Origin of the sequence: Mesorhizobium sp. B2-4-7, from assembly GCF_006442685.1 — a bacterium.
Classification (GTDB): domain Bacteria; phylum Pseudomonadota; class Alphaproteobacteria; order Rhizobiales; family Rhizobiaceae; genus Mesorhizobium.
This window is the reverse complement of sequence record NZ_VFVH01000012.1, coordinates 118,373-142,227: the sequence shown is the minus strand read 5'-3', so window position 1 is coordinate 142,227 and position 23,855 is coordinate 118,373. Positions and strand designations below refer to the sequence as shown.

Sequence of the window (23,855 nt, the reverse complement as noted above, 5' to 3'; positions counted from 1 at the left end):
TCGCCCTGCCGGGGAGAAGGACACCTTCACCGATGACTGCGCCAATTTTAAGCGTTTGCAGAATAGACGCCGACTTCGCGTTCAGCCGTCTTCTCCCCGTCACTATACGGGGAGAAGGTGCCGGCAGGCGGATGAGGGGCGGCGCCAACCTTGGCTAAAAACGCGCAGATCAGCGCCCCTCGAACCCCTTAGATAAACTGCACCTGGACGATCTCGTATCCCCTTGCACCACCCGGCGCGTTGACCTCGATGGCGTCGCCGACTTCCTTGCCGATGAGCGCCCGCGCGATCGGCGAGGAGATCGAGATGCGGCCGGACTTCACGTCCGCCTCCTGATCGCCGACGATCTGGTAGGTCTTCTTCTCCTCGGTGTCCTCGTCGACCAGCACCACGGTGGCGCCGAACTTGACCTTGTCGCCGCTGAGCTTGGTGACATCGATGACTTCGGCCCGGGCGATGAGATCCTCGAGCTCGTTGACACGGCCCTCATTGAGGCTCTGCGCCTCTTTGGCGGCATGGTATTCGGCATTTTCGGATAGGTCGCCGTGCGAGCGCGCTTCGGAGATCGCCTCGATGATGCGCGGCCGCTCCTCCTGCTGGCGCCAGCGCAGTTCTTCCTTCAATGACGCGAACCCCTCGCCTGTCATCGGGACCTTGTTCATGATACCTGACCTTTCCTGCCGCCACCCCCGCATTTCGGGGAAAGCCTTATCGATGGTGCAAAAAGAAAACGGTCCGGCAGCCTCGGGCTAACGGAACCGTTCACCGCAATTTCCCTGAATATAGCAATCTTTGCGGGCTTTTCACGCCCAAAAATCGGTTTCTGAAGAAATCATCACCGTTTTCGCGCGCGCCGTCGCAGGAGCCGGCATGGCAACAAAAAACCGGCCGTGATTGCTCGCGGCCGGTTCGAAAAGGCATCGAGGGGGGTCAGCTCCTCATGAAATGGTCGATCTGTTCGGCCAGCATGCCGTATTCGCGTGAACCCTTGCCGGTTCGCTTTTCGATCTCCATCAGCTGTTGCTGGGCGCCGGCCAGGTCGCCGATCTGGAGATGGGCTTCGCCGAGATATTCGCGCACCAGCGTGTAGTTGGGATCGATGCGCAGCGCTTCCTCGTAATAGCCGAGGCCAACGGCGACGCGGCCGGAATGGCGGTGCGAATAGCCGAGATAGTTGAGGATGCGCGGGTCCTGCTTGTTGGCGGCGAGGCTGAGCACGGCGATCGCCTCGTCATAGCGGCCGGCCATCGCCAGGTCATGCCCGGCATCATAGATGCTGTCGTCGTCCAGCATGCCTTCCTGGGGTGCGACGCACTTGTTCTTCTTCTTGTCCCAGACCATGCCTTTCTTGCATTTGGTGGTCGTACTGGTGTCGTCACCGCTGCCTGCGGCAAACACCGGAACGGCAAGGAACTGCAGAGCGAGAAGCGCGCTCGCCGCCTGGATCAGCACTCTTTTATGCATCGGAGCCTCCTGGAGGGGTGAGAATGCAACACTAACGCAGCGTGTCGGCGGTTTCATCCCGGAAAAAAGCAAGGGGCTAACATGAGGTGACGGATGCTCGAAATCCGCTATCATCGGCGGCGATGAAAGCTGAGCCAGCGGAGACCGCCAGTGCAGCGACGGCTTGAAAAGAACTGGGATTTGACGATCGGGCCCGACACCGTGCGGCTGTTCATCCTCAAATGCAAGGCGTTGAGCGCCGCGATCAATGAAGACTATGCCGACGGCGCCGAACACGAAATCGAGTTCGATGGAAACACCCGTGACAATCATCATCATGACGGACTCGCCGAGGAAAGCTCGGAAAACCTGACCGAAGAGGAACTGCGCGAGCTGATCAACGACCTCAATGTCGACGAGGCGGCCGAGCTCGTCGCGCTCGCTTGGGTCGGCCGTGGCGACTACGATGCTTCGGAATGGGCCGACGCCGTCGCCGCCGCGCGCGAGCGCGCCAACAAGCACACGGCCAAATACCTGCTCGGCTTGCCGTTGCTCGCCGATTGGCTGGAGGAAGGGCTGGAAGCGATCGGTGCGTAACGCGCCGGTAATCGATTGTGATCGGGCCTAAGCGCCTTCCAGGCAACTTCGAGCATCCCGGCACCGTTTCGAGGCGATGGCAACACTGAGCTTTTCCCGAAAATACAGGATTGCATTGGTCATGGTCGTGACAGCACTGCTGGTGACGCCGGCCGATGCCAGGCATCGTCACAGGCATCACGAGCCGCTTTCACCACGGGTGGAACAGCCACTGACGCCGCGGGTTGACCGGCCGCTGAAGCCGCGCGGCGAAAGGCATCGCAAGCCGAAGCCGGCACGGCAGAGGACGCAAAATCCGAAGCCGGTACGTGCGGATGTCCCAGTGCCTGAACCGCGCCCCGCTGACGCGCCAGAGGCGACAGAACCGAACACGCAAAATCCAGCCGCAACATCCGACCGGTTTCAGGAGGAAGGATCCCCTCGGAAGCAACAAGCCCGGCCCGAGCCGCCAGCCGATGCGAAAGGCGAACCGGAGCCGCCAGCCGTGGCGCCGACGCCGACACAAAGGCCTGAGACTGCGGAACCGGAGGTTGAGCCGCCGGCCCTCGCCCCGCCACCGCCGCCAAAGCCGGCGGACGCGGACAAAAAGGAGATGCTTCCCGATCCGCGTTCGGCTGACCTGCCAGACGCGAAAATGCCTGCCGAGGAAGTCGCCTGCCGCGAGCGGCTGAGGGGTCTCGGTGTCGAATTCGAGGAGCACAAGGCTGAAAGCGATCGCGATATCGGCTGTTCGATCCCCTATCCCCTGGTGCTGAAGAGCCTTGGCAAGTCGATCGCCATTGCCCCGGGCGCCGAGCTCAATTGCGCAATGGCCGAGGCGGCGGCACGCTTTGCCGGCAACGTCATCCAGCCGGCGGCGAAAGCCGAATTCGGCACCGACCTGAAATCGATCGGCCAGGCATCGGCCTTTGTGTGCCGGCCACGCAACGGCACGCGCAAACTGTCCGAACATGCCTTCGGCAATGCGCTCGATATTGCCAGCTTCACACTTGCGGACGGCAGGACGATCGAGGTCGGCCCGGCGCCACCGGACAAGGACGCCAAATTCCTCGACGCGGTGCGCAAGGCCGCCTGCGGGCCGTTCAAGACCGTGCTGGGCCCGGGCAGCGATGCCGATCATTCGCTGCATTTGCACCTCGACCTCGAGCCGCGCCGCCACGGCGGTACCTTCTGCCAGTAGGGCCGGCTCAGAAGCGATGCCGCAATTCGGCCGCAGGCATGAACGCCGGCGCTGATTTTTCCTTTACCGTTGATCGTTAAAATCCCGCCTATCGGGAAAGGGACTGCCGATGGACGGGATATTTCGTGCCGCGCTGGCGCTTGCGCGGCAATCGAAACGCGCGCGCGCCGCGGCCGGCGGGCTGGCCGCCCTGCTTGCGCTGGCCGCGGTGTCGGCCTGCAACACCGGCAACGTGCTGGCACTGGAGCCAGCCGTCGATGTCGGCGCGCAGACCGCGGCCGTGCCGCAATATTCAGGCATGCAGCGGCTGGTTCCTTCCAATCCCTACATGACGCAGGCCGCCTATCCACGCATGGACGAGCCGATGTCGCCGGTCGAGCAGATGCCGGCCAGCGAGACCGACTGCCGTCAGCAGCTGAGGCGCCTCGGCGTCACCTTCACCGACCTGGCGCCGATCCATGAAGGCCAGTGCGGCATTGACTATCCGGTCAAGGTCACTGCCATCGGCAGCGTCGAGATGAAGCCCGCAGCGACGCTGACCTGCGACATGGCCGCCAGCTTCGCCGCGTGGACGAAGAACGAGCTCGTTCCTTCCGCCCGCTGGCGCTACTTTTCCGGCGTCAGGACCATCCACCAGGGTTCCAGCTATTCCTGCCGCAATATCGCCGGCGAAGGCGTGCTGTCGGAACACGGCAAGGGCAACGCGCTCGACGTGATGAGCATCGAACTCAACAATGGCGACGACATCGACGTGCGCAAGCCCGGCCTGTTCGCCTTCCGCACCCGCGGCTTCCTCAACAATGTGCGCGCCGACGGCTGCCAGTATTTCACCACCGTGCTCGGCCCCGGCTACAACTACGACCACCGCAACCATTTCCACTTCGACATCAAGAACCGCAAGAGCGGCTATCGCGCCTGCCGCTGATCCCTTTGCCTGGCGGCGGCTTCGCCGCGTACAGTGACGTCGTAGAACTCGAGCGGCATCGATGAGCCAACGAAGCTTCCGACGACGCGCTGCGACCTGGCTGGTGTTGCTCATGGCGACCTATCTGGGGCTCGCCTATGTCGCCGCGCCGGAATTCTGGACGTTTCGCGATCGCGGCTTTCGCAGCCAAAGCTTCGAGATGGTGACGCACACCCCGCAAGGCATTCCGGGCGACCCGATCAATGTCGGCCTGATCGGCACGCAAAAGGAGGTTGTCCATGCCTTCGCCGTCGCTGGCTGGGACACGGCCGACGCCGTGACGCTGAGAACCGCGATCGATATTGGCGAAAGCGTCTTGTTTTCGCGCCCCTATCCGGACGCGCCGGTGAGCCGGCTGCTGTTCGAAGGCCGCGCTCAGGATCTTGCCTTCGAGAAGCCGGTAGGTGGCAGCGCCGACCGCCGTCACCATGTGCGCTTCTGGCAGACTGATGCCACCGGCGACGACGGCCGTCCGCTATGGCTGGGCTCGGCCAGTTTCGACCGTGGCGTGGGCCTGAGCCACGACACCGGCGCCATCACCCATCATATCGGCCCCGACATCGACGCCGAACGCGACTTTCTTATCCAGGATTTGACCGCCGCCGGAATGCTGATCTCAACCAGCGACCTGGAAGGCATCGGCGCCACCACGCACGGGCGCAATGGCGGCGGCGACCCCTATTTCACCGACGGCAAGGCCGTGCTCGGCGTGCTGAAGCAACTGCCGTGATGCCTGAAGTCAGCTCGTGGCGACCACGACCTTGCCGAACGGTCCCTTCTCCAGATGCTGGAAGGCCTGCTCCACCTCCTCGAAGCCGAAGACCTTGTCGACCACCGGCCGGATGCCGAGCACCTCGATCGCCTGGTTCATCCGCTCGAAGGCGCGGCGATGACCGATCGATATCCCTTGCACGACGATGCGATTGCGCAGGAACGGCACGACCGGAAAGCTGAGTTCCATCGAGCCCAGCAGGCCGATGACCGACAGGCGGCCGTCGGCGGCCAGGGCATCGAGCGATCGCCGCGCATTGTCGCCGCCGACCATCTCCAGGATATGGTTGACGCCGGTTCCACCCGTCAGGTCACGCGCGGCTTCGTCCCATGCCGGCTGGGTGCGGTAGTTGATCACTTGCCAGGCGCCGAGTTTCCTGGCCCGTTCGAGCTTGTCGTCGCTGCTCGAGGTGACGATGGCGCGCAGGCCGAAAGCAGCCGCGAATTGCAGTGCAAACAGCGACACGCCGCCGGTGCCCTGGATGAGAACGGTCTGGCCGGGCACCGGCTTCGTCGCCTCCGCCAACGCAAACCACGCCGTCAGCGCCGCGATCGGCAGCGTCGAGGCCTCGGCGTCGCTGAGCGAAGGCGGCGCCAGCACGACGGCATCCTCGTGAAGCAGCACGTAGTCGGACAAGGTGCCGGGCAGTGACAATCCCAGCGTGTGCTGGTGAAGCACCGGCGGCGCATCGCCGTCAGGCCAGTCGGCGATCACTTGGCCCAGCACGCGTTGCCCGGCCTGGAAGCGGCTGACGCCGCCGCCGACCGCCACGACCTCGCCCACCGCATCCGATGTCGGCACGAAGGGAAAGACGAGGTCCGGGATCAGCACCCCGTCTAGGATCATTCGATCCTTGTAATTCAGCGATATGGCCTTGATCCGCACCAGCAGCTCATGAGGCCCGGGTGCGGGTATCTTTCCCTGCGCCGCTTGCAGCTTGGACAGGCCAAAACCGGTCATTTGCCAGGATCTGTTGATGTCTCTGTTCATCTCGTCTGCTCCGGATTGAGTTGCTGGCGAGATCTTTACGTCATTCCACTATGGAAAAAAGTGCTTCTATGTGGCATAATTGGAAACGAATTGAAGATCATTATTCTACAATAGGGGCACAGCCATGGAATCCGCCGATCTGCAGGGCATTGTCGCCTTCGTTCAAACGATCGAAGCCGGCAGCTTCACCAGTGCGGGAGAACGGCTGCGCGTGACGAAATCGGCGGTCGGCAAATCGATCGCACAGCTGGAGCATCGGCTTGGCGTGCGTCTGCTCAATCGCACCACCCGCAGCCTGAGCCCGACAAGCGAAGGCCTCAGCTATTACGAAGCCTGCGTCAGGGCGCTGTCCGAAATCGAAGCCGCCCAGTCGCTGCTTGCCTCGCACCGGCAAGTGCCCTCGGGCCGGCTTCGGGTCGATTTGCCGTCGGCCTTCGGCCAGCGCTGCGTTGCCCCAGTTTTGTTCGACATTTCCAAGCGCTTCCCCGATCTGGCGATGGAGATCTCCTTCAACGACCGTCGCGTCGATCTCATCGAAGAAGGCATCGACCTGGCAGTTCGCATGGGCGAGCTCGACGACAGCCTGTCGCTCGCGGCGCGGCGGCTCTATGTCCAACGCTCGTGCGTATTGGCCGCCCCCGCCTACCTCGAGGAGCACGGCAGGCCGCGAACGATCGAGGAGCTCGCCGCTCATAAGCTGATCGGCTACACCCGTAACGGCGTCGCCCATCCCTGGACCATAAGGCACGCCGACGGCCAAATCGGAAAGTTCACACCGCGGGCAAGGCTGGTCCTCGACAATGGCGAGCCGATGCTCGACGCCGCCCTTGCCGGCTGCGGCATCACCTTCCTGCCGACATGGTTGGCGGCGGACAGCCTCAGGAGCGGTGCGCTCGAAATGGTGCTGTCGGACCGCCTCGTCGAAAACATTGCCGTCCACGCCGTTTGGCCGGTGACGCGAGCAGTGACGCCGAAGGTCCGCGTCGTAGTCGATGCGCTGGTCGAGCATTTTTCGGCGCCGCCCTGGGATGCCGCCTGACGGGGCCGCATGCGCTGTCATCTTCCTGAAAACGGCTGCTGACTATTTTCCAATCCAGCACGGCAATGCTATTGACCCCTGATGCTATATGTTGAAATCGCCACCGTGGTCGTCCTCATCTGCGTGAACGGCCTTCTGGCAATGTCCGAGCTTGCCATCGTCTCGTCGCGGCCGGCCCGCCTCAAGGCAATGATCGATCGCGAGGTTAAGGGCGCCGGCCGGGCGCTTGCGCTTGGCTCCAACCCCGGCAAGTTCCTGTCCTCGGTACAGATCGGCATCACCCTGGTCGGCGTGCTGTCCGGCGCCTTTTCCGGCGCCACGCTCGGCGAAAGGCTGGCGCAGTTCCTGGCCTCGAACGGCATCCGCGAAAACATCGCCGATCCGCTCGGCGTCGGCATCGTCGTGGCCATCATCACCTATGCCTCGCTGATCATCGGTGAGCTCGTGCCCAAGCAGATCGCGCTGCGCGACCCCGAGCGGGTCGCCGTGCGCGCCGCCCCGGCCATGACCGTCCTCGCCACCGTCTCGGCGCCGCTGGTCTTCCTGCTCGATATTTCGGGCCGCGCCGTGCTTTGGCTGCTCGGCCAGCGCGGCGAGAGCGAGGAGAAGGTTACCGACGAGGAGATCAAGATGCTGGTCGCCGAGGCCGAGCATCACGGCACCATCGAATCCGACGAGCGCCGCATGATCGCCGGCGTCATGCGGCTTGGCGACCGCGCCGTGCGCGCCGTCATGACGCCGCGCACCGAGGTCGACTGGATCAACCTCCAGTCCGACGATGCGACCATCCGCAAGCTCCTGATGGACACGCAGCATTCGCGCCTGCCCGCCGGCGACGGCGGCGTCGACGCCATGATCGGCGTCGTCCAGACGCGCGACGTGCTCGCGGCATTGCTGGGCGGCCGCGCGCTCGACCCGCGTCGGCACGTGCGCACCGCGCCCATCGTGCACGATCAGGCCGACGCGCTCGACGTGCTGCAGACGCTGAAGGAATCCGACGTGCCGATGGCGCTGGTGCATGACGAATACGGCCATTTCGAAGGCATCGTCACACCCGCCGACATTCTGGAGGCCATCACCGGCGTCTTCCGTTCGGACCTCGAAGCCGGCGAGGAAGAGAATGCCGTCAAGCGTGACGACGGCTCATGGCTGCTTGCCGGCTATATGCAGGCCGACGAGATGGCCGAGGTGCTGGGCATCGACTTGCCGGAAAACCGCGACTACGAGACCGTCGCCGGCTATGTGCTGTCGCACATGCACCATCTGCCGGCGACCGGCGAATGCGTCGACGCGCAAGGCTGGCGCTTCGAGGTGGTCGATCTCGACGGCCGCCGCATCGACAAGCTGATCGCCACGCGCCTGCCCAGCGGCCACCGCGAAGTGGTGCGCTGACTGTTCCAACGTTGCCTCGGGCCAAGAGCCATGGGCGTCGGCCGATCGATCTACCGGTCCGCGCCTACTGCTCCGTGAAGGCGCGGGCGAACGAATCGAGCATCGGCCGCGCGAGATATTCCAGGAAAGTCCGGTCGCCGGTGCTGATGAACGCCTCGACCGGCGTCCCGGGATAGAGCTGCTCGGGCTTCACGCGGGATGGCAGGGCGTCGATCTTCAGCTTCGCCCGGAAATAGGGTTCACGCGTAGCCTCGTCGATCAGCCGATCCGCGGAAACCTGTGTCACGGTGGCTGGAACCTCGGGCGTGAGCCGCGCGTTCAAGGCGGACAATCGCAGTTTCGCCGGCTGGCCGACGCGTACCTGATCGATGTCCTTCGGCCGCAGCTTCGTGTCCACGACCAACCCCGATGCCGTCGGCAGGATTTCCATGATCTTTTCGCCCGGGGCAATTACGCTGCCCTTGGAATTGTAGGTCGACGACACCACGATGCCCGCTGCCGGCGCCTTGATTGTCGTGCGCCGCAGCACCGCCGCGGCCGCCCTGATCTGTTCCTCGACGTCGGCCAGGTTGGAGCGAACCTCGTCCAGCTTCGTCAGCGCCTCCTCCACCCGTTGCGTGGTCAAGCGCTCGGTCTGCTCCTGCGCCTCGACGATCTGGGTGCTGGCCGATGCAAGACTGGCCTCCAGCGCTCCCGCCTGGCCGACGAGGTCGGCTTCGCTGCGCAGAAGCTGGGAGTATTCGGTGCGGTTGGTCAGGCCTTTGTCCAAAAGGCTGGTCTTGATGCCGAGCTCCTTCTTCACCACCTCGACCTGCTGCTGGATGGCTTGTTTCTGGGCGTCCAATCCCACGACGGACTGCCGATGCATGACGACCCGCTGCTGGAGGATCGATCGTTCCGACCGGAACCGGGCGAGCCTGGCGTCGAACTCCTTCTGCTGTTCGCGAACCAGCATTTCGAAATCGTGCTGAAGCGGCGCCGGCGCCGCTGTTGTGATCGGCGCCAGCCTGTCCAGCCCGTCCCGCTCCGCCTCTAGCCGCGCCGCACTTGCCCTGAGCGCGATCGACTGCCTCGTCAGCCGGTTGAGCTCGGCCTGCGCGGCGGTTGGATCCAGCACGATCAGATCCTGCGCCTGCCGCACGCGATCGCCTTCGTGGACCAGCAACTCTTGGACGATGCCGCCCTCGGGGTGCTGGATGAGGATGTTCCCGCCCATCGCCGAGATCGTGCCTTGCGTGATCACCGCACCGGACAAGGGGGCATAGGCCGCCCAATAACCGAAGCAACCTGCAAATATCGCTATCGCCGCATAGCCGGCCAATGCCACGCGCCCTGTGTCGGTGCGCGGGCTGCGTTCCCCGGCGAGGCTGTGCACTGCCATCATCTACGATCCAAAGCGGGTTTTTTGCGGGGCACTGCGGATCGTCGTGGCGAACGACCCCGTCACCACCGTATTCTGCTGGGGAGAATTGCCGGCGAGCGGCTGTCGCAGCAAATCGCCGCTCGGGCCGAAGGCTTCGATCACGCCGTCGCGCAGCAGCATCACGCGGTCGCAGGCCGCTGCGATCGAAGGGCGGTGCGTGATCACGATCAAGGTAGTCCCTGCCGCGCGCGCAGCCGAGAGCACCGCTTCGAGCGCCGCCTCGCCGGCGCCGTCGAGATGAGCGTTGGGCTCGTCCAGGACGAGAATTCTGGGGTTGCCGTACAGGGCGCGCGCCAGCCCGATCCTTTGGCGCTCGCCGCCCGACAGCGCCCTGTCAGAGAGACCGATCATCGTCTGGTAGCCGTCGCGCTGCGTCAAAATCAGTTCATGGGCCTGGGCACGCTTTGCCGCCTCGACGATCGAGGCGTCATCCGCGTCGGGGTCGAAGCGGCCGACGTTCTCCGCGATCGATCCCGGGAACAGTTCCACCTCCTGCGCGAGATAGCCGATATGCCTTCCAAGCTGCTTTTCGTCCCAGGTCCTGAGATCGGCACCGTCGATCCTGACCGAGCCGCTGACCGGTTGGAGCGCACCGACAAGCAATCTGGCGAGCGTCGATTTGCCGGCTCCGCTCGGGCCGACGATCGCCACCGCCTCGCAGGCCCCGATGTGGAAATTCAGCCTCTTGACGATGGGCGGACCGCCGGGCGTATTCGGCGCGACGTAGATCAGATCCTGCGCCAAAATCGCGCCTGACGGATCAGGCAAGGCCAGTTTTTGCACCGCGGACGGACGTGCCGAAAGGGTTGCCTCCAGCCGTTTCCACGATCGTCTGGCGTCGACGATCTGCCGCCACGAGCCGATCAGTTGGTCGAGCGGCTGCAGCGCGCGCGACGATACCAGGGAAGACGCGAATATCATCCCGGCCGTCATCTTGCCTTGCAGGACCAGCCACGCACCCACGCCCAGTATCGCCAGCTGCAGCATCATCCGCACCGCCCGCGACGTTCCGCTGAAGATCGCATTAGCCGTCGACGCGCGGCCGTGAACGATCAGCGCTTCGGCGACGTGCTTTCCCCACGCCCGCGCGGCGTTCTGGACCATGCCCATGGCGCGCAGCGTCTCGGCGTCGCGGGCAAAGGCCTGCTCCGACTGGCTGGCGACCGCCGAACGTCGTGAAAACAAGGCGTCGTTCCTGCCGATGGCAAGCTGGGTTGCCATGACCAGTGCAAGCAGCATCGCCACGCCAGCCAAGGTGAGCCAGAACAGGACGGGATGGATCAGGTAGAGCAGTCCGAGGAAGAACGGAGCAAACGGCAGGTCGAACAGGACCGCCACGCCGCGCGACCTGATGAAGGCGCATACCGAGGCGAGATCGCGCAATGGCGACAGGCCTGCGGAGGCATGGTTGGCCGCGAGCGAAGCGGCGAACGTCTCCGTCCCGAGCTTGCTGTCGATGCTGGCCGCGACGCGCTGCGTGTAAATGGAGCGCACCGCGTCCAGAAAGCCCAGAAAGACCAGCGCGAGAACCGCGATGACCGACAGGTAGACAAGCGTCTCGACGTTGGAGGAAGGCAGGACCCGATCATAAACCTGCAACAGATAGAGCGGGATCACCAGCAGCAGGACGTTGATCAGCAACGAGAAAACGCCGACATCGGCGATGGCGCGCCACAACACCGCCCGCAGACCTGACTGTCCCATCATTCCCGCGCTCCCTTGGCGGTTCATGTCCCGAGACATCGGCGCTCAGACCGAGTGGTCGCCCGCGACGTCCAGGGGGTGGTGCTGCAGGTCATCCAGCGTATAGGCGCGGATATAGTCGATCTTCATCTCCGCCGGCGTGGCGAGATGGTCGGGAGGCGCGCCGGCAAAACCGCCGACGGCTAGATCGGCCAGCATGTACATGGGCGTGTGCATGTCGGACGGCGTCGCGGCTTCGGCGACCTTTACGCCGTCATAGGTCCAGACGAGCGTATCCGGTGTCCACAGCAGGCCATAGGTATGGAAGCCGTCGGTGTCCGAAACATTCACCGAGGAAGAGACCTTGGTGTGCTGTCCCGTCTCGTTCGTGTGCGCCGTCATGATGAGCGTGTTCGGATCCTGCCCGCGCGCTTCCAGGACGTCCAGTTCCGGCGGCCACGAGCCGTCTTCCGGCAGCAGCCAGAAGGCCGGCCAGGCTCCGGCCGTTTCGGGCAGGTCCGCCCGCATTTCGAAATAGCCGTAGGTCTGCGAGAAGCTTTCGTGGGTCGTCAGGATGCCCGAGGTGTATTCGTAATTGTTGATCAGTGGCTTGATGTCTTCGGGCGCTTGCGCCGCAGTGATGGTGAGCACCCCGTTTTCCACGCTGAACGGGTGGACTGAGCTGGTCGGGCCGTAATTGGCGTCGATGTACCATTGCAGCTCCCCATTGCTGCTCAACGTGCTTCCGTTCGGCGCTCCCCACCAGAAGTTGGAATTCCAGGTGCCATCATGGCCGTTCCAAAGGCTGAGCGTGTTGAAGTCGTCGGAAAAGGACAGCGTCATTCCGGACTTGTCGATCGGCAGTTCGAACTGGCTGGGCGCCAGCTTGTCCACCGTCGTGTTGTTGAAGACCAGCACCTCGTCGGATCCGAGGTTCAGCAGAAGGTTCGATCCTGCCTGGGTCATATGTGCCTTGACGTCGTCGAAAGACATGAAGTCGTAGCCATTGAGGCGGACCGTGTCGTCCGCGCCGAAATCGGTGATCAGGTCGCTTCCATTGCCCTTGGTGATGATGAAAGTGTCGGCGCCGCTGCCGCCGATCAGCACGTCGTTGCCCTGACCGCCATCCAGCGTCTGATGGCCCGAGCCACCCTTGATGATGTTGTCCAACGCATTTCCGAACGCATAGCGATTGTTGCCGGTGACGACGAGATTCTCGAAATTGTCGGGGAGCTTGTAGCTCATCCATGTGTCGATCGTGTCGATGCCAGTCCCGGGATCCTCAACCACCTTGTTGTTGGTGGAATAGAGGTGATAGTAGTCGTCGCCCGCGCCGCCATAGATGGTGACGTTGACGCTGGCGTCCCCCCAGAAGGAGTCGTTGCCGGAGGTGCCGTGCAATTCCGGCCCGGATCCGGTCGCCGAGAACCAATGGGTGGACGTGCCCGTGTAGGGGAGAGGGATGCCTTTGGCGTTCACGACGGTGCTCATCAGGAAATCCTTTCCTCGCGCCTGTTCAGGTCATTCGAAACGGCAACCGCTTACGGAGCAACGTTGCCATGCACGATGTCGTTCCAGGAGCTTGCCACACAGTTCAGCATTACATCGACTGTTGGGTGACATTTTTCGAAACGAAAGCACTAGAGGCCAAGAAATGGTCTATAAATCGTAATGAAGTCAGTAAAACTTTTAATAAAATTTTCGCTTATACCGAGAAAACGGCGATATACTTGCTGCCACGCCTGGCGTAGGTCACAAAAAAGCGATTCCGGCTTTCTGGCGGGCCGTAACATTGCCGCTCTGGAGCGATGGGCGAATTCGAGGGCTGGCGCATCGAGCGAGGGAACAGGCCTCGGGCCGGCGGCGCAGTGCCTGCTATTTGTCGCAGGGGAACACCGTCAAACCGCGGCTTCGATCGGTTCGGAAAGCTTCGGGTTCGAGCGCGAGGCGATCAGGCAACTGGCCACGATGAGGCCCGCTCCCGCCAGCGTGGTCCAGGTCACCGCCTCGTCGAAGAAGAACCACCCAAGCGCAATCGCCCAGATGAAGGCGGAGTATTCGGTCGGGATCAGATATTGCGCTTCGGCGCGCGCGTAGGCCCAGCTCATCAGGAATTGGCCGGCGAGCGAAAGCGCCGTCACCCCGGCGAGAGGAAGCCAGAGCTCGCTTGGCAGCGCAATGGCAAGCCAGGGTGCCGCGAGACCGAGGATGACGGCAACGCAAAGGTTCTGGAACAGCATGATTTCGATCGGCTTGGCCAGCAGCGCCTGTTGCCGCGCGAGGATCAGATTGTAGGCGTAGAACACCGTCGATACCAGCACGGCGGCCGTGCCGAGCAGGGCATCCTCGGCATAGGTCGCATGCCCGAACTGTCCGGCTATTATGATTGCGACGCCGGCAATGCCGGCCAGCGATGCCCAGATCGCCTGTCGCTGTATCCGTTCGCCCAGCAACAGTGCGGCCAGCAGGAGCGCAAACAGCGGCGCCACGAAACTGAGGCCGATCGCCTCCGCCAGCGGCAGCCTGGCAAGCCCCCAGAAGAACGACAGCAAGACAATGCCGACAACAACGGCACGCAGCGCATGCAGCCTCAACACGGAAAGGGCGGGAAATGAACGCGACCCTGCCGACCAGCCGGCGCCCGCGACCACGGTTGCCAGCATGCTGCGCCATAGCACCGTGTTGTAGACGCCCACGGCAATGACCAGAACCTTCATCGCCGCATCCATCCCCGACAGAAGGAAGATGCCGAGCGCGCACACCAGCACCGGGATCATGGGGGAAACGACGCCTGCCAGGCTGGATGACTTCACGGGGCTTTGCTCATGTGATGGATCGCGGCCGGATATATCAGGGCAGAACGGCCGAGCCAGATGGCAGCTCCGCCCATATGGAGGGCCAACCCGTATCGGTCCGGCATCGCGCGAAAGCAACCTTCACAGCTCCACGCCTCAGCCCGGATACGATGCTGAATCCGCTGTCTTGCTCATTTCCGCTGCCCCGAACGCCGATGAAAACAGATGAACTCCCAAGCTTGGCCGGCGTTCCCCGCGCATGATGCGGAAACTCTTCGTGTTTGGTACCTTGAAGAAAGGCTTTCCCCTTCACGGCGAGGGTTTGTCCGAAGCCGCATTTCTGGGCGCCTACAGGACGCGAGAGCGCTTCCCGATGCTGATCGCTGGACCTCGCTTCGCTCCGATGATGTTCAATGAACCAGGCGTCGGCTTCCAGGTCGGCGGCGAACTCTACGTCGTGGACGATCGCGCCTTGGCAAACCTCGACAGGATCGAATCCGTTAGCAAGCCCGGAAATTTGCGCGTGCTGATCGAAGCAGAGCCTGTCGATGGCGGGCCGCCTGTCTCGGCATATGTCTACATGAAATGCCGGCATCTCGCCGCGCCGATCCACTCCCGATATCTCAAAGACTACAATGATCGGCGCTTCGCGCTTTCATGGGGTGGCTAGAACAACTCCAGGAAACGTGCATGGCGTTTCCCGCCTGGTTCGGCTTTTCTGCGACGCCAAGTGGTTTCACCTCGCCACTGATGCTCCGGCACGTTTTAGCGCCAAGGGATTTTGAGCTAAGGTGACGCATCACCGATGCGGCATAGAGCATTCTCATGACTGAACGTACCGGCGCCGGAGGCAGCAACACGGCAGTCGCAAGCGATCCTGCCGACGACGATCCTCGCCTGGCATTTATCTATCAGGAGGCGGTGCGAGGCCTCAATCATCAGCAGAATCTCGTCGAGAACATGAACACGCGCGCGGGCAGCCTCATCTTCGCCACCGCGTTTGTAAACTCGTTGCTTGGCGCAAGGGCGCTTTCCGACGGGCTCGGGCTCTGGGATTGGATCGCAGTGGCCCTGCTGTTCGGCATCGGCGGACTGATCGTCTTCCTGCTTTGGCCCTATCACAAATACACGTTCCGCTTCGATCCGGAAGAGCTGCTCCATCAATATGTCGATGGCGACAGGCCGCTGAAGATATCGGCCATGCAGCGCGCGCTTGCCCTTCGCATCAAGGCCGACATGGCCAGCAACTGGCGCATCATCCAGCGGCTTCGGGTAGCATTGCAGATCGCGCTGGTTCTTTTGTTGTTCGATATCCTCGCCTGGCTGTTCGCGATCGCGGGCGTTTGACACGCACGATTTTGGGCCGAAGGCTATTTCCATCCCCAGCGGATTGCCCGGCAGCCCGACACTAAGGCATCAGCACGACCTTGCCGATCGAGCGGTGCTCTTCGAGCAGGCGATGCGCCTCGCCGGCTTGGTCGAGCGGAAAGCGCCCGCCAGTCGTGACGACAATGTCGCCGCTGGCAGCCAGATCGAAAAGCTCCGAAAGGCTCGCTCTCAGCACCCCAGGGGACAACAGCGGGAGCAGCGCGAAGCCCTTCAACGACTGATTCCTGCCGATCATCGCCTCAAGCCGGGCAACGCCAAGCGCATAGCGGCCAAGTGCTGCAAACACGAGCTCGCCACCGGGCGCCAGGATATCGAGGAAGTCCCCGGTCATCGCTCCGCCGACGGTGTCATAGATCGTATCGAGACCACCCTGCGCGGCGTCTCTGGTTTCGGCCTCCCAGTCTCCGGAATGACGATCGATGGCGATGTCGGCACCGTGCGACATGGCGACGTCGAGCTTGGCCTTGCCGCCGGCGAGCCCAATGACCCGGCGCGCGCCTTGGCGCTTCGCCAACTGGACGAGCAGCGAACCGACCCCGCCCGCGGCGGCGGGAACCAAAACCGTCCTGTTCGCCGGCGGACTTTGCCGCAACAGATGAAAGGCGGTCAGCCCCTGCACCATCAACGCCGTCGCCTCCTCGGACGAAAGCGGAGCCGGTAGGGGAAGGCCCAAGCCTGCGTCGATCGTCACATACTCGGCATAGCCGCCAAAGGGGCGTGTCGAGGCAAACAAGGGCGCCGCGATCCGGGTCCCGATCAGCGCACCGTCCACCCCTTGCCCGACGGCCTCGACGACGCCCGCCGCCTCGACGCCGGGAACCATCGGCAATTGCGGCGTCACCGCATAACCATCCGCGCGCATCAGCACCTCGAAAAAGTTGATGCCGGCGGCATGAACGCGGATCAGCACCTCGCCGGCCTGCGGCTCCGGCGTCCGCAGGTCGACAGTCTCCAGCACCTCGGGGCCGCCGAAACGGCTGAATTGTGCGGCTTTCATGGCAAACTCCGATCGCTATGGCATCGGCCGCGGTTTGCCACTATCTGCGAGACCTCGACTACACACTCATTTGTCCCCTGCTGACCAGGTGGTGACCATGGCGGGAATAACCAAGAGACTGCCGATGCTGCCGGCGGAGCGCGCCCTGAAAGTGATCGCAGGGCGCTGGAAGGCGGTCATCCTCTACCATCTCTTCGACGGCCCAAGGCGGCTGACCGCACTCAAGGCGCTGATGCCGGGCATCACCCAGAAAGTGCTGATCCAGCAGCTCCGCGAAATGGAGGAGCACGGTCTCGTCAGCCGCGAAATCTTCGCCGAAGTTCCGTCGCGCGTCGAATATTCCGCCACGCCGCTCGGCCTCAGCCTCGAGCCCATCCTGCTGGCGCTGTGCCAATGGGGCCAGCACCACGCCGACGAACTGAACGAAAAGCATCGCCTTGCCGACTGCGTCATCCGGCCACGACCAGGGCGGGACGAGCAAGCAGCCTTTCGCAATTGAAAAGGGCGGCGCAAGCGCCGCCCCACATCCTTGGGAGGATGATTTCGAGGCGGTCAGGCCGCCTTGATTTCCTCGTCTATGGCGTCGGCCTGGCGCGCGGTCTTGAGCGCCTTGGCCCACCAGGCGACGTCGTTGACGAGCGCGGTCGCGGCCTGGTTCAGGTGCTCGATCTCCTCGAGCTTCTTCTCGCCCTGGCGCACCGCGAGGAAATCGCCCCAGGCGATATGGACGGCCGACTTGACCGGCGCCATCTGCAATTCGACCGCGTGGAGGCGCAGCTGCTCGACAGCGCGGGCACCGCCGACGCTGCCATAGCCGACGAAGCCGGCCGGCTTCTTGTTCCATTCATTGGCGGCGTAGTCGATGGCGTTCTTCAGCACGGCCGTCGGGCCGTGATTGTACTCGGCGGCGGTGAAGATGAAGCCGTCATATTCGGCGACCTTCTTCTGCCAGCGCTGCGCCACCTCGTTGGTCGATGGCACCCAGGCGGAGGATGCGACCTCGTCGAAGAAGGGCATCGGGAAATCGCGCAGGTCAACGACATCGACCTCGATATCGGCATGCGATTTGGCGATCTTGGCGATCCATTGGGTGGGCACGTCGGCGAAGCGCGCGGCGCGTGTCGAACCGACGATGATGGCGATCTTGGGTTTGGACATAGGGGCTCTCCTGGTAAGCAATTCCTGGGCAGGTAAGACTGGTATCGTTTGGATACCGGGGCTATATGAGTTCCTGTCAACTTCATGCGCAAGGAGGCACCTTTTTGTTACTGAGGAACCCGCACAACACCGAAGACTGCCGTGCCGTTTCGGAAATCCTGCAGCGCGTCGGCGACAAGTGGACCGTGCTCGTCGTCGGCAAGCTCGGCGACGGACCGCTGCGCTTCAATGAGCTGCGCGCGGCTGTCGGCGGCATCTCGCAGAAGATGCTGACCACCACCTTGCGAGGGCTGGAACGCGACGGTTTCGTCACCCGCACCGTGTTCCCGACCATTCCGCCGCGCGTCGACTACGAGCTGACCGAACTCGGCCATGAACTGCTGGTCCCCGTCAGCGCGCTCGGCGAATGGGCGCGCAGGAACACCACGCGCGTGCGGGCCGCGCGTGCGAAATTCGATGGCCTGCATGGCTGAAATTCTACAGTCGTTCAGCAATCATTGACTGATTGTCTTCGTGCCTGCACCGCCGCCGCAGGGCTGAAAGACAGTTTCACAGCGGTCCCAGGCTTTAGTTTTCGGCTGGAACGGCCTTCGGCTTGCCCTCGCCGTCCAGCGCCACCATGACGAAATCGGCGTGCGTGACCTTTTCCATCAGGTCGGAGAGATAGCGCTGCGCCCAGGCCTCGACCTTGAGCGTGATCGAGGTGCGTCCGACGCGCTCGACATGGGTGTAGATGCACAGCGTGTCGCCGATCTTCATCGGCTTGGCGAAGGACATCTCCTTGACCGCCGCCGTCACCACGCGGCCCTTGGCGCGCTCGGCGGCGCGGATGCCGCAGGCCAGGTCCATCTGCGCCATCACCCAGCCGCCGAAAATGTCGCCGGCGGCATTGGCGTCCGAAGGCATGGCCAGCGTGCGCAGCGTCAGATCGCCGATCGGCCGCCCGTCCGCGTAATGCACCATGCGAGTTATCCCCAGAGATTGACTGCCCTGATCCCGTATCGTCAAGGCGCCAACGCGTCAACGCGAGACGATCGCGATCCACGGCTCGGACCTTCATTTCGAGTCCCCCCGCAAGGGCTCGCGGCCTTCTATAAATAGCGCTCGAGGTTCGCTCGAATGCGATCGAGAACAGTATGCCCGGAAACGTCGGGGACGAACGTCTTGCCGGTGATGGCCTCGTAAGCCTGCGCATAGACTTTGGAGGCCTGTTCGACGATCTCATCCGGGATTTCCGGAATAGGCTCCCTGTAGGGATCGCAGCGCGCCGTCACCCACGACCGGATGAAATCCTTGTCGAAACTCTCCGGCCGAGTGCCGTTCGCCAGGGCCTGTTCGTAACTCCCGGCGATCCAGTACCGGCTGCTGTCGGGCGTGTGGATTTCGTCGGCCAGGATGATCGTCCTGTTTTGGTCGATGCCGAATTCGTATTTCGTGTCGGCGAGGATCAGGCCGCGTTCGGCGGCACGCGCCTGGCCGCGGGCGAACAGGTTCAAGGCGTAATCCGAGACGGTGTCCCACTGCGCCTGGGTGAGCAGGCCCTGTTCGATGATCTCGGTCCTGGACAGCGGCTCGTCATGGCCGCCATGCGCGGCCTTGCTGGTCGGCGTGATGATCGGTTCGGCCAGCTTCTCATTGTCGCGCAGGCCGTCCGGCAGCCGCATGCCATACATGTCCCGTTCGCCGCGACGATAGCGGGTCAGGATCGAGGTGCTGGTGGTGCCCGCCAGATAGCCGCGCACGACGATCTCGACCGGCAGGATGTCGAGCCTGGTGCCGACGACGACATTCGGGTCGGGATATTCGAGAACATGGTTCGGGCAGATATCGGCGGTTTCCTCGAACCAGTACCGCGCCGTCTGCGTCAGGACCTCGCCCTTGAACGGGATCGAGGTCAGGATGGTGTCGAAGGCGCTGAGGCGGTCCGTGGCGATGATGATGCGCCTCCCGTCCGGGAGGTCGTAATTCTCGCGGACCTTGCCCTTGTAGTGACCCGGCAGTTCGGGAATGAAAGCATCCGACAGGACGCGCATGGGATCTCCTGCCTTGCGCAGATTGGCCGATGTCCTCGCATAAGCTGTCGACCCCATGCGTATCAAGCGGGATTGTTAAGGGTTCCCCGCAACTGGATCCGGCATCGCGGTCGCTTTTTTCACAACGCATGCCGGAAGGCCCAGCGACGCGGCAAGCCCGCCCCGTCTAGGCTGCGGCCAGATTTCCGGAGCCGGCCATACCCATCATGCAGACCTACGACTTCATCATCGTCGGCTCCGGCTCGGCCGGTTCGGTGCTCGCCGATAAATTGTCGGCCTCGGGCCGCTTTTCGGTGCTTGTGCTCGAAGCCGGCGGCAGCGACCGCCGCTTCTACGTGCAGATGCCGCTCGGCTACGGCAAGACCTTCTTCGATCCCACGGTCAACTGGAACTACAAGACCGAGCCGGATCCCGGTCTTGGCGGCAATGTCGACCACTGGCCGCGCGGCAAGTTGCTTGGCGGGTCCAGCTCGATCAACGCCATGGTGTGGATCCGCGGCGCGCGCGAGGATTTCGACGACTGGCGCGACGCGGGCAATCCCGGCTGGGGCTATGACGACCTGCTGCCGGCCTTCAAGGCGCTGGAGGACAATGAAGCCGGGGCCGACAGATGGCGTGGCAGAGGTGGCCCGCTGCACATCAGCGATACGTCTGATGCCGTCCACCCGCTGACGAGGCGCTACCTCGCCGCCGGCCAGCAGGCCGGCCTGCCGTTCAATCCCGATTTCAACGGCGCTGCACAGGAAGGCGTCGGCGTCTACCAGATCTCGACCCGCAACGGCCGCCGCATGTCGGCCGCGCGCGCCTTCCTGCGCCCGGCGATGAAGCGCGCAAACGTCCGTGTCGAGACCAACGCGCTGGCAAGCCGCATCCTTTTCGAAGGCAAGCGTGCGGTCGGCATCGAATATCTGCAGAAGGGCCAGACGAAGACGGCCCGCGCCGGCCGCGAAATTATCCTGTCCGCCGGCTCGATCAACTCGCCGCAGCTTTTGCAGCTCTCCGGCATTGGCCCGGCGGCGCTGCTCAACGGGTTTGGCATCCCGGTCATTCACGCCAACGAGAATGTCGGCGCCAATCTGCAGGACCATGTCGGCATCAACTACACCTTCAAGGGCAGGCTGCCGACGCTGAACCAGATCCTGCGTCCCTGGTGGGGCAAGCTCATGGTCGGCATGCAATACATCCTGACGCGTTCTGGCCCGCTGTCGCTGTCGATGAACCACGGCGGTGGCTTCTTCCGCACCGACCCGGCCTTTTCGCGCCCCAACATGCAGCTCTATTTCCAGGCGTTTTCGACCGTCATCCCGAAGAGTGGCGAGCGCCCGATCCTGACGCCGGACCCTTGGCCTGGCTTCTCCATCGGCTTGTCCAACTGCCGCCCGTCGAGCCGCGGCGAGATCATGATCCGCTCCAGCAATCCGTTGGACCATCCCAAGATCGTCGCCAACGCCTATTCAACCAATGCCGATGTCGAGGAGATGCTGGCGGCGGTGAAATTCGTGCGCAAGATCGCCTCGATGCCGGCTATGGCCGAGATCATCGCGGAGGAGGTTTTGCCAGGCCCATCAATCACTTCGGACGCCGACCTGATCACGGATTTCAGGAAACGCTCCGGCACCGTCTATCATCCGGTTTCGACCTGCCGCATGGGACCCGATCCCGCGCGCGCCGTGGTCGATCCGCGGCTCAAGGTACATGGGCTAGAAGGCTTGCGCGTGATCGACGCCTCGATCTTTCCCGACAACATCACCGGCAACACCAACGCCGCCTCGATCCTGACCGGATGGAAAGGCGCCGAACTGGTTCTGGAGGACCAAGAATGAAGATCACCGACGTCAAGACCTGGGTTGTCGGCAATCCGCCGCCCGGCATCGGCGGCAAGTATTTCATCTTCGTCAAGCTTACCACCGATGGCGGTGTGGTGGGTTACGGCGAGGCCTACAACGCCACCTTCTCCGCCCATGTCACGGCCAGGATGGTCGAGGACATGGCCGAGCGCTATCTCGTCGGCCGCGATCCGCACGACATCGAGAATTTCTTTCGCCGCGCCTATTCCTCCGGCTTCACGCAGCGGCCAGACGTGTCCGGCATGGGCTGCTTCTCGGCGCTGGAAATGGCCTGCTGGGACATTATTGGCAAGGAAGCGGACAAACCCGTCTACAAGCTGCTCGGCGGCCAGGTGCACGAGACGCTGCGCTCCTACACTTACCTCTATCCGCATACCGGCAGCGTCCATTCCGAGGACGCCCCGGACGGCAGGAATGTCTACAACGACCCCGAAATGGCGGCGGCCTGCGCGCTCGAATATGTCGAGCAGGGTTTCAATGCCGTCAAGCTCGACCCGGCCGGTCCCTACACCGCCTTTGACGGCCACCAGCCGCGCCTGCTCGACATCGACGTCTCGACCCGCATGATCAAGGCGATCCGCGAGGCGGTCGGCACGCGTGCCGACATATTGTTCGGCACGCACGGTCAGTTCACCGCCTCCGGCGCCCTGCGCCTGGCGCGCGCCATCGAGCCCTATGACCCCTTGTGGTTCGAGGAGCCGGTGCCGCCCGACATGCCCGAAGTGATGGCACAAGTTGCCCGCGCGACCTCGATCCCGATCGCCACCGGCGAGCGCCTGACGACCAAGTTCGAATTCGCCCGCGTCATCGAGAACCGTGCCGCGACCATATTGCAGCCGGATCTTGGCCGCTCCGGCGGGATTCTGGAAACCAAGAAGATCGCCGCCATGGCCGAGGCCTACCACATCCAGATCGCGCCGCATTGCTATTGCGGACCGATCGTCGGCGCCGCCAACATCCAGCTGGCGGTGATGCTGCCCAACTTCCTGATCCTGGAATCGCTGAAGCAGTGGGACGGTTTCCACGCCACGTTGCTCAAGAAGAAGATCGAGTGGCAGGACGGCAACGTCATCCCGTCGAAGGAACCTGGCCTCGGCGTCGAACTCAACGAAGACGTCTGCGACGCCCATCCGTACACCGGCAAGGACCTGCATTTGCAGATGATGCAAACGCCGTTGATGCCGTGAGCGAAGGCTACGCCTTCATCGGCCTTGGTCATCTCGGCGGCAAGCTAGCCGCCAGCCTGGTCCGAAATGGTTTTGCTGTCACCGTGTTCGACCGCGACCCGGCCGCTATCGAGCGCCTCGTGGCGCTCGGCGCTATCGCTGCCGGCAGCCCCGCCGAGGCGGCTGAGCGGGCGGGCAATGCCATCACCTGCCTGCCATCGCCGAGGGTCAGTGAGGCGGTACTCGCCGGTCCTGATGGACTGCTCAACGGCCTCCCCGCCGGCGGCACCTGGATTGAGATGTCGACCAATGGCCGCGACGAGATCGTGCGCCTCGCGGGCCTTGCCTCGGCCAGGGGAATCGAGACCTTGGAATGCCCGGTCACCGGTGGCGTGCATCTGGCGGCGGCCGGGAAAATCACCGCGCTGGTCGGTGGCGATGCCGCCCTCTACGAGCGTCATCGCCCTGCCATCGATGCGATGTGCGCGAAGTCGTTCCTGATGGGCCCGATCGGCTCGGCGGCGGTGATCAAGGTCATCACCAACATGCTGGCCTTCATCCATCTCGTCGCCGCCGGTGAGGCGCTGATGCTGGCTAGGCAAGGCGGGCTCGACCTCGCCCAAGCCTATCACGCCATCGTTGCCTCCTCCGGCAACAGCTTCGTCCACGAAACCGAAAGCCAACTCATCCTGAACGGCTCCTACGACATCGGCTTCACCATGGACCTGGCGCTGAAGGACCTCGGCTTCGCGCTGGGCATGGGTCGGGATTTCGGTGTGCCGGTGGAACTGGCATCGCGCGTCAATGCGATTTTCGAGCAGGGCAAGGCGGCTTACGGCGGCGGCGCCTGGTCGACCCAGATCGTCAAATTGCTCGAGGACGCTGTCGGCGCCGACCTGCGCGCGCCCGGTTTTCCGTCCGAACTGGAAATCTGAATCCGGGAAACTTCAAGCGGTTTCAAAAGGTTGAGCGTCCCTCCGGAATCAC

Annotated in this window: 24 protein-coding genes; 13 read left to right on the top strand and 11 right to left on the bottom strand. The window is 63.4% G+C overall.

Annotation, left to right across the window (positions count from 1 at the left end):
• Positions 1 to 188: 188 nt before the first annotated feature.
• Entirely contained in the window at positions 189 to 662 is a 474-nt protein-coding gene (gene greA / locus FJ946_RS26480) for a transcription elongation factor GreA (protein WP_008877613.1), read from the bottom strand.
• 268 nt (positions 663 to 930) lie between these two features.
• Positions 931 to 1,464, bottom strand: coding sequence for a tetratricopeptide repeat protein (locus tag FJ946_RS26475; RefSeq protein ID WP_140495965.1), 534 nt, complete (start codon positions 1,462 to 1,464; stop codon positions 931 to 933).
• Between the two features lie 150 nt (positions 1,465 to 1,614).
• Between FJ946_RS26475 and FJ946_RS26470 the strand changes: the two genes are divergently transcribed.
• The 4 genes from FJ946_RS26470 to FJ946_RS26455 all read left to right on the top strand — a co-directional run bounded on the left by FJ946_RS26470 (position 1,615) and on the right by FJ946_RS26455 (position 4,914).
• Positions 1,615 to 2,040, top strand: coding sequence for a DUF3775 domain-containing protein (locus tag FJ946_RS26470; protein WP_140524880.1), 426 nt, complete (start codon positions 1,615 to 1,617; stop codon positions 2,038 to 2,040).
• Between the two features lie 199 nt (positions 2,041 to 2,239).
• Positions 2,240 to 3,220 (top strand): extensin family protein, encoded by a 981-nt coding sequence (locus FJ946_RS26465; RefSeq protein WP_224646967.1) that lies wholly within the window; start codon positions 2,240 to 2,242, stop codon positions 3,218 to 3,220.
• 109 nt (positions 3,221 to 3,329) lie between these two features.
• A complete protein-coding gene (locus FJ946_RS26460; protein ID WP_140567011.1) occupies positions 3,330 to 4,145 on the top strand; it encodes an extensin family protein in 816 nt (271 codons plus the stop codon).
• 61 nt (positions 4,146 to 4,206) lie between these two features.
• Positions 4,207 to 4,914: an LssY C-terminal domain-containing protein gene (locus FJ946_RS26455; protein WP_140567014.1), complete on the top strand. Its 708-nt coding sequence runs from the start codon at positions 4,207 to 4,209 to the stop codon at positions 4,912 to 4,914.
• Between the two features lie 9 nt (positions 4,915 to 4,923).
• Here the strand turns inward: FJ946_RS26455 and FJ946_RS26450 are convergent, their stop codons facing one another.
• Positions 4,924 to 5,946, bottom strand: a complete 1,023-nt coding sequence (locus FJ946_RS26450) for an NAD(P)-dependent alcohol dehydrogenase (protein ID WP_140560638.1) — start codon at positions 5,944 to 5,946, stop codon at positions 4,924 to 4,926.
• Between the two features lie 124 nt (positions 5,947 to 6,070).
• On the opposite strand from FJ946_RS26450, the gene FJ946_RS26445 reads away from it, so the two are divergent.
• Both FJ946_RS26445 and FJ946_RS26440 read left to right on the top strand, forming a co-directional pair.
• On the top strand, positions 6,071 to 6,985 hold the full coding sequence (locus FJ946_RS26445; protein WP_140556038.1) for a LysR family transcriptional regulator: 915 nt from the start codon (positions 6,071 to 6,073) through the stop codon (positions 6,983 to 6,985).
• 81 nt (positions 6,986 to 7,066) lie between these two features.
• Positions 7,067 to 8,377: a hemolysin family protein gene (locus FJ946_RS26440; protein WP_140516828.1), complete on the top strand. Its 1,311-nt coding sequence runs from the start codon at positions 7,067 to 7,069 to the stop codon at positions 8,375 to 8,377.
• 64 nt (positions 8,378 to 8,441) lie between these two features.
• Here the strand turns inward: FJ946_RS26440 and FJ946_RS26435 are convergent, their stop codons facing one another.
• From FJ946_RS26435 to FJ946_RS26420, 4 genes are all read right to left on the bottom strand, one after another.
• Positions 8,442 to 9,758 (bottom strand): HlyD family type I secretion periplasmic adaptor subunit, encoded by a 1,317-nt coding sequence (locus tag FJ946_RS26435; protein ID WP_140567016.1) that lies wholly within the window; start codon positions 9,756 to 9,758, stop codon positions 8,442 to 8,444.
• Positions 9,759 to 9,761: 3 nt separating this feature from the next.
• Positions 9,762 to 11,507: a type I secretion system permease/ATPase gene (locus FJ946_RS26430; RefSeq protein WP_140732287.1), complete on the bottom strand. Its 1,746-nt coding sequence runs from the start codon at positions 11,505 to 11,507 to the stop codon at positions 9,762 to 9,764.
• A 42-nt stretch (positions 11,508 to 11,549) separates the two neighbouring features.
• Positions 11,550 to 12,974 (bottom strand): family 16 glycosylhydrolase, encoded by a 1,425-nt coding sequence (locus FJ946_RS26425; RefSeq protein ID WP_140560635.1) that lies wholly within the window; start codon positions 12,972 to 12,974, stop codon positions 11,550 to 11,552.
• Between the two features lie 407 nt (positions 12,975 to 13,381).
• Positions 13,382 to 14,260 (bottom strand): DMT family transporter, encoded by an 879-nt coding sequence (locus FJ946_RS26420; protein WP_140516990.1) that lies wholly within the window; start codon positions 14,258 to 14,260, stop codon positions 13,382 to 13,384.
• A gap of 295 nt (positions 14,261 to 14,555) precedes the next feature.
• Between FJ946_RS26420 and FJ946_RS26415 the strand changes: the two genes are divergently transcribed.
• The gene (locus FJ946_RS26415) at positions 14,556 to 14,948 is read left to right on the top strand and encodes a gamma-glutamylcyclotransferase family protein (RefSeq protein ID WP_246671078.1); all 393 of its coding nucleotides are present in this window, start codon (positions 14,556 to 14,558) and stop codon (positions 14,946 to 14,948) included.
• Positions 14,949 to 15,103: 155 nt separating this feature from the next.
• Positions 15,104 to 15,625, top strand: a complete 522-nt coding sequence (locus FJ946_RS26410) for a hypothetical protein (RefSeq protein ID WP_181167700.1) — start codon at positions 15,104 to 15,106, stop codon at positions 15,623 to 15,625.
• 61 nt (positions 15,626 to 15,686) lie between these two features.
• Here FJ946_RS26410 and FJ946_RS26405 read toward each other — a convergent pair whose 3' ends face one another.
• Positions 15,687 to 16,664, bottom strand: a complete 978-nt coding sequence (locus tag FJ946_RS26405; RefSeq protein WP_140567021.1) for a zinc-binding dehydrogenase — start codon at positions 16,662 to 16,664, stop codon at positions 15,687 to 15,689.
• 97 nt (positions 16,665 to 16,761) lie between these two features.
• Between FJ946_RS26405 and FJ946_RS26400 the strand changes: the two genes are divergently transcribed.
• Positions 16,762 to 17,163, top strand: a complete 402-nt coding sequence (locus FJ946_RS26400) for a helix-turn-helix domain-containing protein (protein WP_140495976.1) — start codon at positions 16,762 to 16,764, stop codon at positions 17,161 to 17,163.
• Positions 17,164 to 17,216: 53 nt separating this feature from the next.
• On the opposite strand, the gene FJ946_RS26395 is transcribed toward FJ946_RS26400, so the two are convergent.
• Positions 17,217 to 17,822: an NADPH-dependent FMN reductase gene (locus tag FJ946_RS26395; protein WP_140495977.1), complete on the bottom strand. Its 606-nt coding sequence runs from the start codon at positions 17,820 to 17,822 to the stop codon at positions 17,217 to 17,219.
• A 104-nt stretch (positions 17,823 to 17,926) separates the two neighbouring features.
• Between FJ946_RS26395 and FJ946_RS26390 the strand changes: the two genes are divergently transcribed.
• Positions 17,927 to 18,295 (top strand): helix-turn-helix domain-containing protein, encoded by a 369-nt coding sequence (locus FJ946_RS26390; RefSeq protein ID WP_181165214.1) that lies wholly within the window; start codon positions 17,927 to 17,929, stop codon positions 18,293 to 18,295.
• A 94-nt stretch (positions 18,296 to 18,389) separates the two neighbouring features.
• Here the strand turns inward: FJ946_RS26390 and FJ946_RS26385 are convergent, their stop codons facing one another.
• Together FJ946_RS26385 and FJ946_RS26380 are read right to left on the bottom strand one after the other, a co-directional pair.
• Positions 18,390 to 18,785 carry an acyl-CoA thioesterase gene (locus FJ946_RS26385; RefSeq protein WP_140560632.1) on the bottom strand — a complete coding sequence of 132 codons (396 nt, stop codon included), beginning with the start codon at positions 18,783 to 18,785 and terminating at the stop codon, positions 18,390 to 18,392.
• A gap of 128 nt (positions 18,786 to 18,913) precedes the next feature.
• Positions 18,914 to 19,855 carry a phosphoribosylaminoimidazolesuccinocarboxamide synthase gene (locus FJ946_RS26380; protein WP_140560631.1) on the bottom strand — a complete coding sequence of 314 codons (942 nt, stop codon included), beginning with the start codon at positions 19,853 to 19,855 and terminating at the stop codon, positions 18,914 to 18,916.
• A 206-nt stretch (positions 19,856 to 20,061) separates the two neighbouring features.
• On the opposite strand from FJ946_RS26380, the gene FJ946_RS26375 reads away from it, so the two are divergent.
• Genes FJ946_RS26375 through FJ946_RS26365 form a run of 3 tightly spaced genes read left to right on the top strand, consistent with a single transcriptional unit; the run spans position 20,062 to position 23,803 of the window.
• Positions 20,062 to 21,678, top strand: a complete 1,617-nt coding sequence (locus FJ946_RS26375; RefSeq protein ID WP_140567023.1) for a GMC family oxidoreductase N-terminal domain-containing protein — start codon at positions 20,062 to 20,064, stop codon at positions 21,676 to 21,678.
• Positions 21,675 to 22,889 (top strand): mandelate racemase/muconate lactonizing enzyme family protein, encoded by a 1,215-nt coding sequence (locus tag FJ946_RS26370; protein ID WP_140567026.1) that lies wholly within the window; start codon positions 21,675 to 21,677, stop codon positions 22,887 to 22,889. Before FJ946_RS26375 ends, FJ946_RS26370 begins: the two co-directional genes overlap by 4 nt.
• The gene (locus FJ946_RS26365) at positions 22,886 to 23,803 is read left to right on the top strand and encodes an NAD(P)-dependent oxidoreductase (protein WP_140567028.1); all 918 of its coding nucleotides are present in this window, start codon (positions 22,886 to 22,888) and stop codon (positions 23,801 to 23,803) included. The genes FJ946_RS26370 and FJ946_RS26365 overlap by 4 nt, the downstream gene beginning before the upstream one ends.
• Positions 23,804 to 23,855 lie beyond the last annotated feature (52 nt).

Coding starts and splice junctions, on each gene's coding strand:
- greA (WP_008877613.1), bottom strand. CDS start 662: ATGAACAAGGTCCCGATGACAGGCGAGGGGTTCGCGTCATTGAAGGAA.
- FJ946_RS26475 (WP_140495965.1), bottom strand. CDS start 1,464: ATGCATAAAAGAGTGCTGATCCAGGCGGCGAGCGCGCTTCTCGCTCTG.
- FJ946_RS26460 (WP_140567011.1), top strand. CDS start 3,330: ATGGACGGGATATTTCGTGCCGCGCTGGCGCTTGCGCGGCAATCGAAA.
- FJ946_RS26455 (WP_140567014.1), top strand. CDS start 4,207: ATGAGCCAACGAAGCTTCCGACGACGCGCTGCGACCTGGCTGGTGTTG.
- FJ946_RS26450 (WP_140560638.1), bottom strand. CDS start 5,946: ATGAACAGAGACATCAACAGATCCTGGCAAATGACCGGTTTTGGCCTG.
- FJ946_RS26445 (WP_140556038.1), top strand. CDS start 6,071: ATGGAATCCGCCGATCTGCAGGGCATTGTCGCCTTCGTTCAAACGATC.
- FJ946_RS26440 (WP_140516828.1), top strand. CDS start 7,067: ATGCTATATGTTGAAATCGCCACCGTGGTCGTCCTCATCTGCGTGAAC.
- FJ946_RS26435 (WP_140567016.1), bottom strand. CDS start 9,758: ATGGCAGTGCACAGCCTCGCCGGGGAACGCAGCCCGCGCACCGACACA.
- FJ946_RS26430 (WP_140732287.1), bottom strand. CDS start 11,507: ATGATGGGACAGTCAGGTCTGCGGGCGGTGTTGTGGCGCGCCATCGCC.
- FJ946_RS26425 (WP_140560635.1), bottom strand. CDS start 12,974: ATGAGCACCGTCGTGAACGCCAAAGGCATCCCTCTCCCCTACACGGGC.
- FJ946_RS26420 (WP_140516990.1), bottom strand. CDS start 14,260: ATGATCCCGGTGCTGGTGTGCGCGCTCGGCATCTTCCTTCTGTCGGGG.
- FJ946_RS26410 (WP_181167700.1), top strand. CDS start 15,104: ATGACTGAACGTACCGGCGCCGGAGGCAGCAACACGGCAGTCGCAAGC.
- FJ946_RS26405 (WP_140567021.1), bottom strand. CDS start 16,664: ATGAAAGCCGCACAATTCAGCCGTTTCGGCGGCCCCGAGGTGCTGGAG.
- FJ946_RS26400 (WP_140495976.1), top strand. CDS start 16,762: ATGGCGGGAATAACCAAGAGACTGCCGATGCTGCCGGCGGAGCGCGCC.
- FJ946_RS26395 (WP_140495977.1), bottom strand. CDS start 17,822: ATGTCCAAACCCAAGATCGCCATCATCGTCGGTTCGACACGCGCCGCG.
- FJ946_RS26385 (WP_140560632.1), bottom strand. CDS start 18,785: ATGGTGCATTACGCGGACGGGCGGCCGATCGGCGATCTGACGCTGCGC.
- FJ946_RS26380 (WP_140560631.1), bottom strand. CDS start 19,855: ATGCGCGTCCTGTCGGATGCTTTCATTCCCGAACTGCCGGGTCACTAC.
- FJ946_RS26375 (WP_140567023.1), top strand. CDS start 20,062: ATGCAGACCTACGACTTCATCATCGTCGGCTCCGGCTCGGCCGGTTCG.
- FJ946_RS26370 (WP_140567026.1), top strand. CDS start 21,675: ATGAAGATCACCGACGTCAAGACCTGGGTTGTCGGCAATCCGCCGCCC.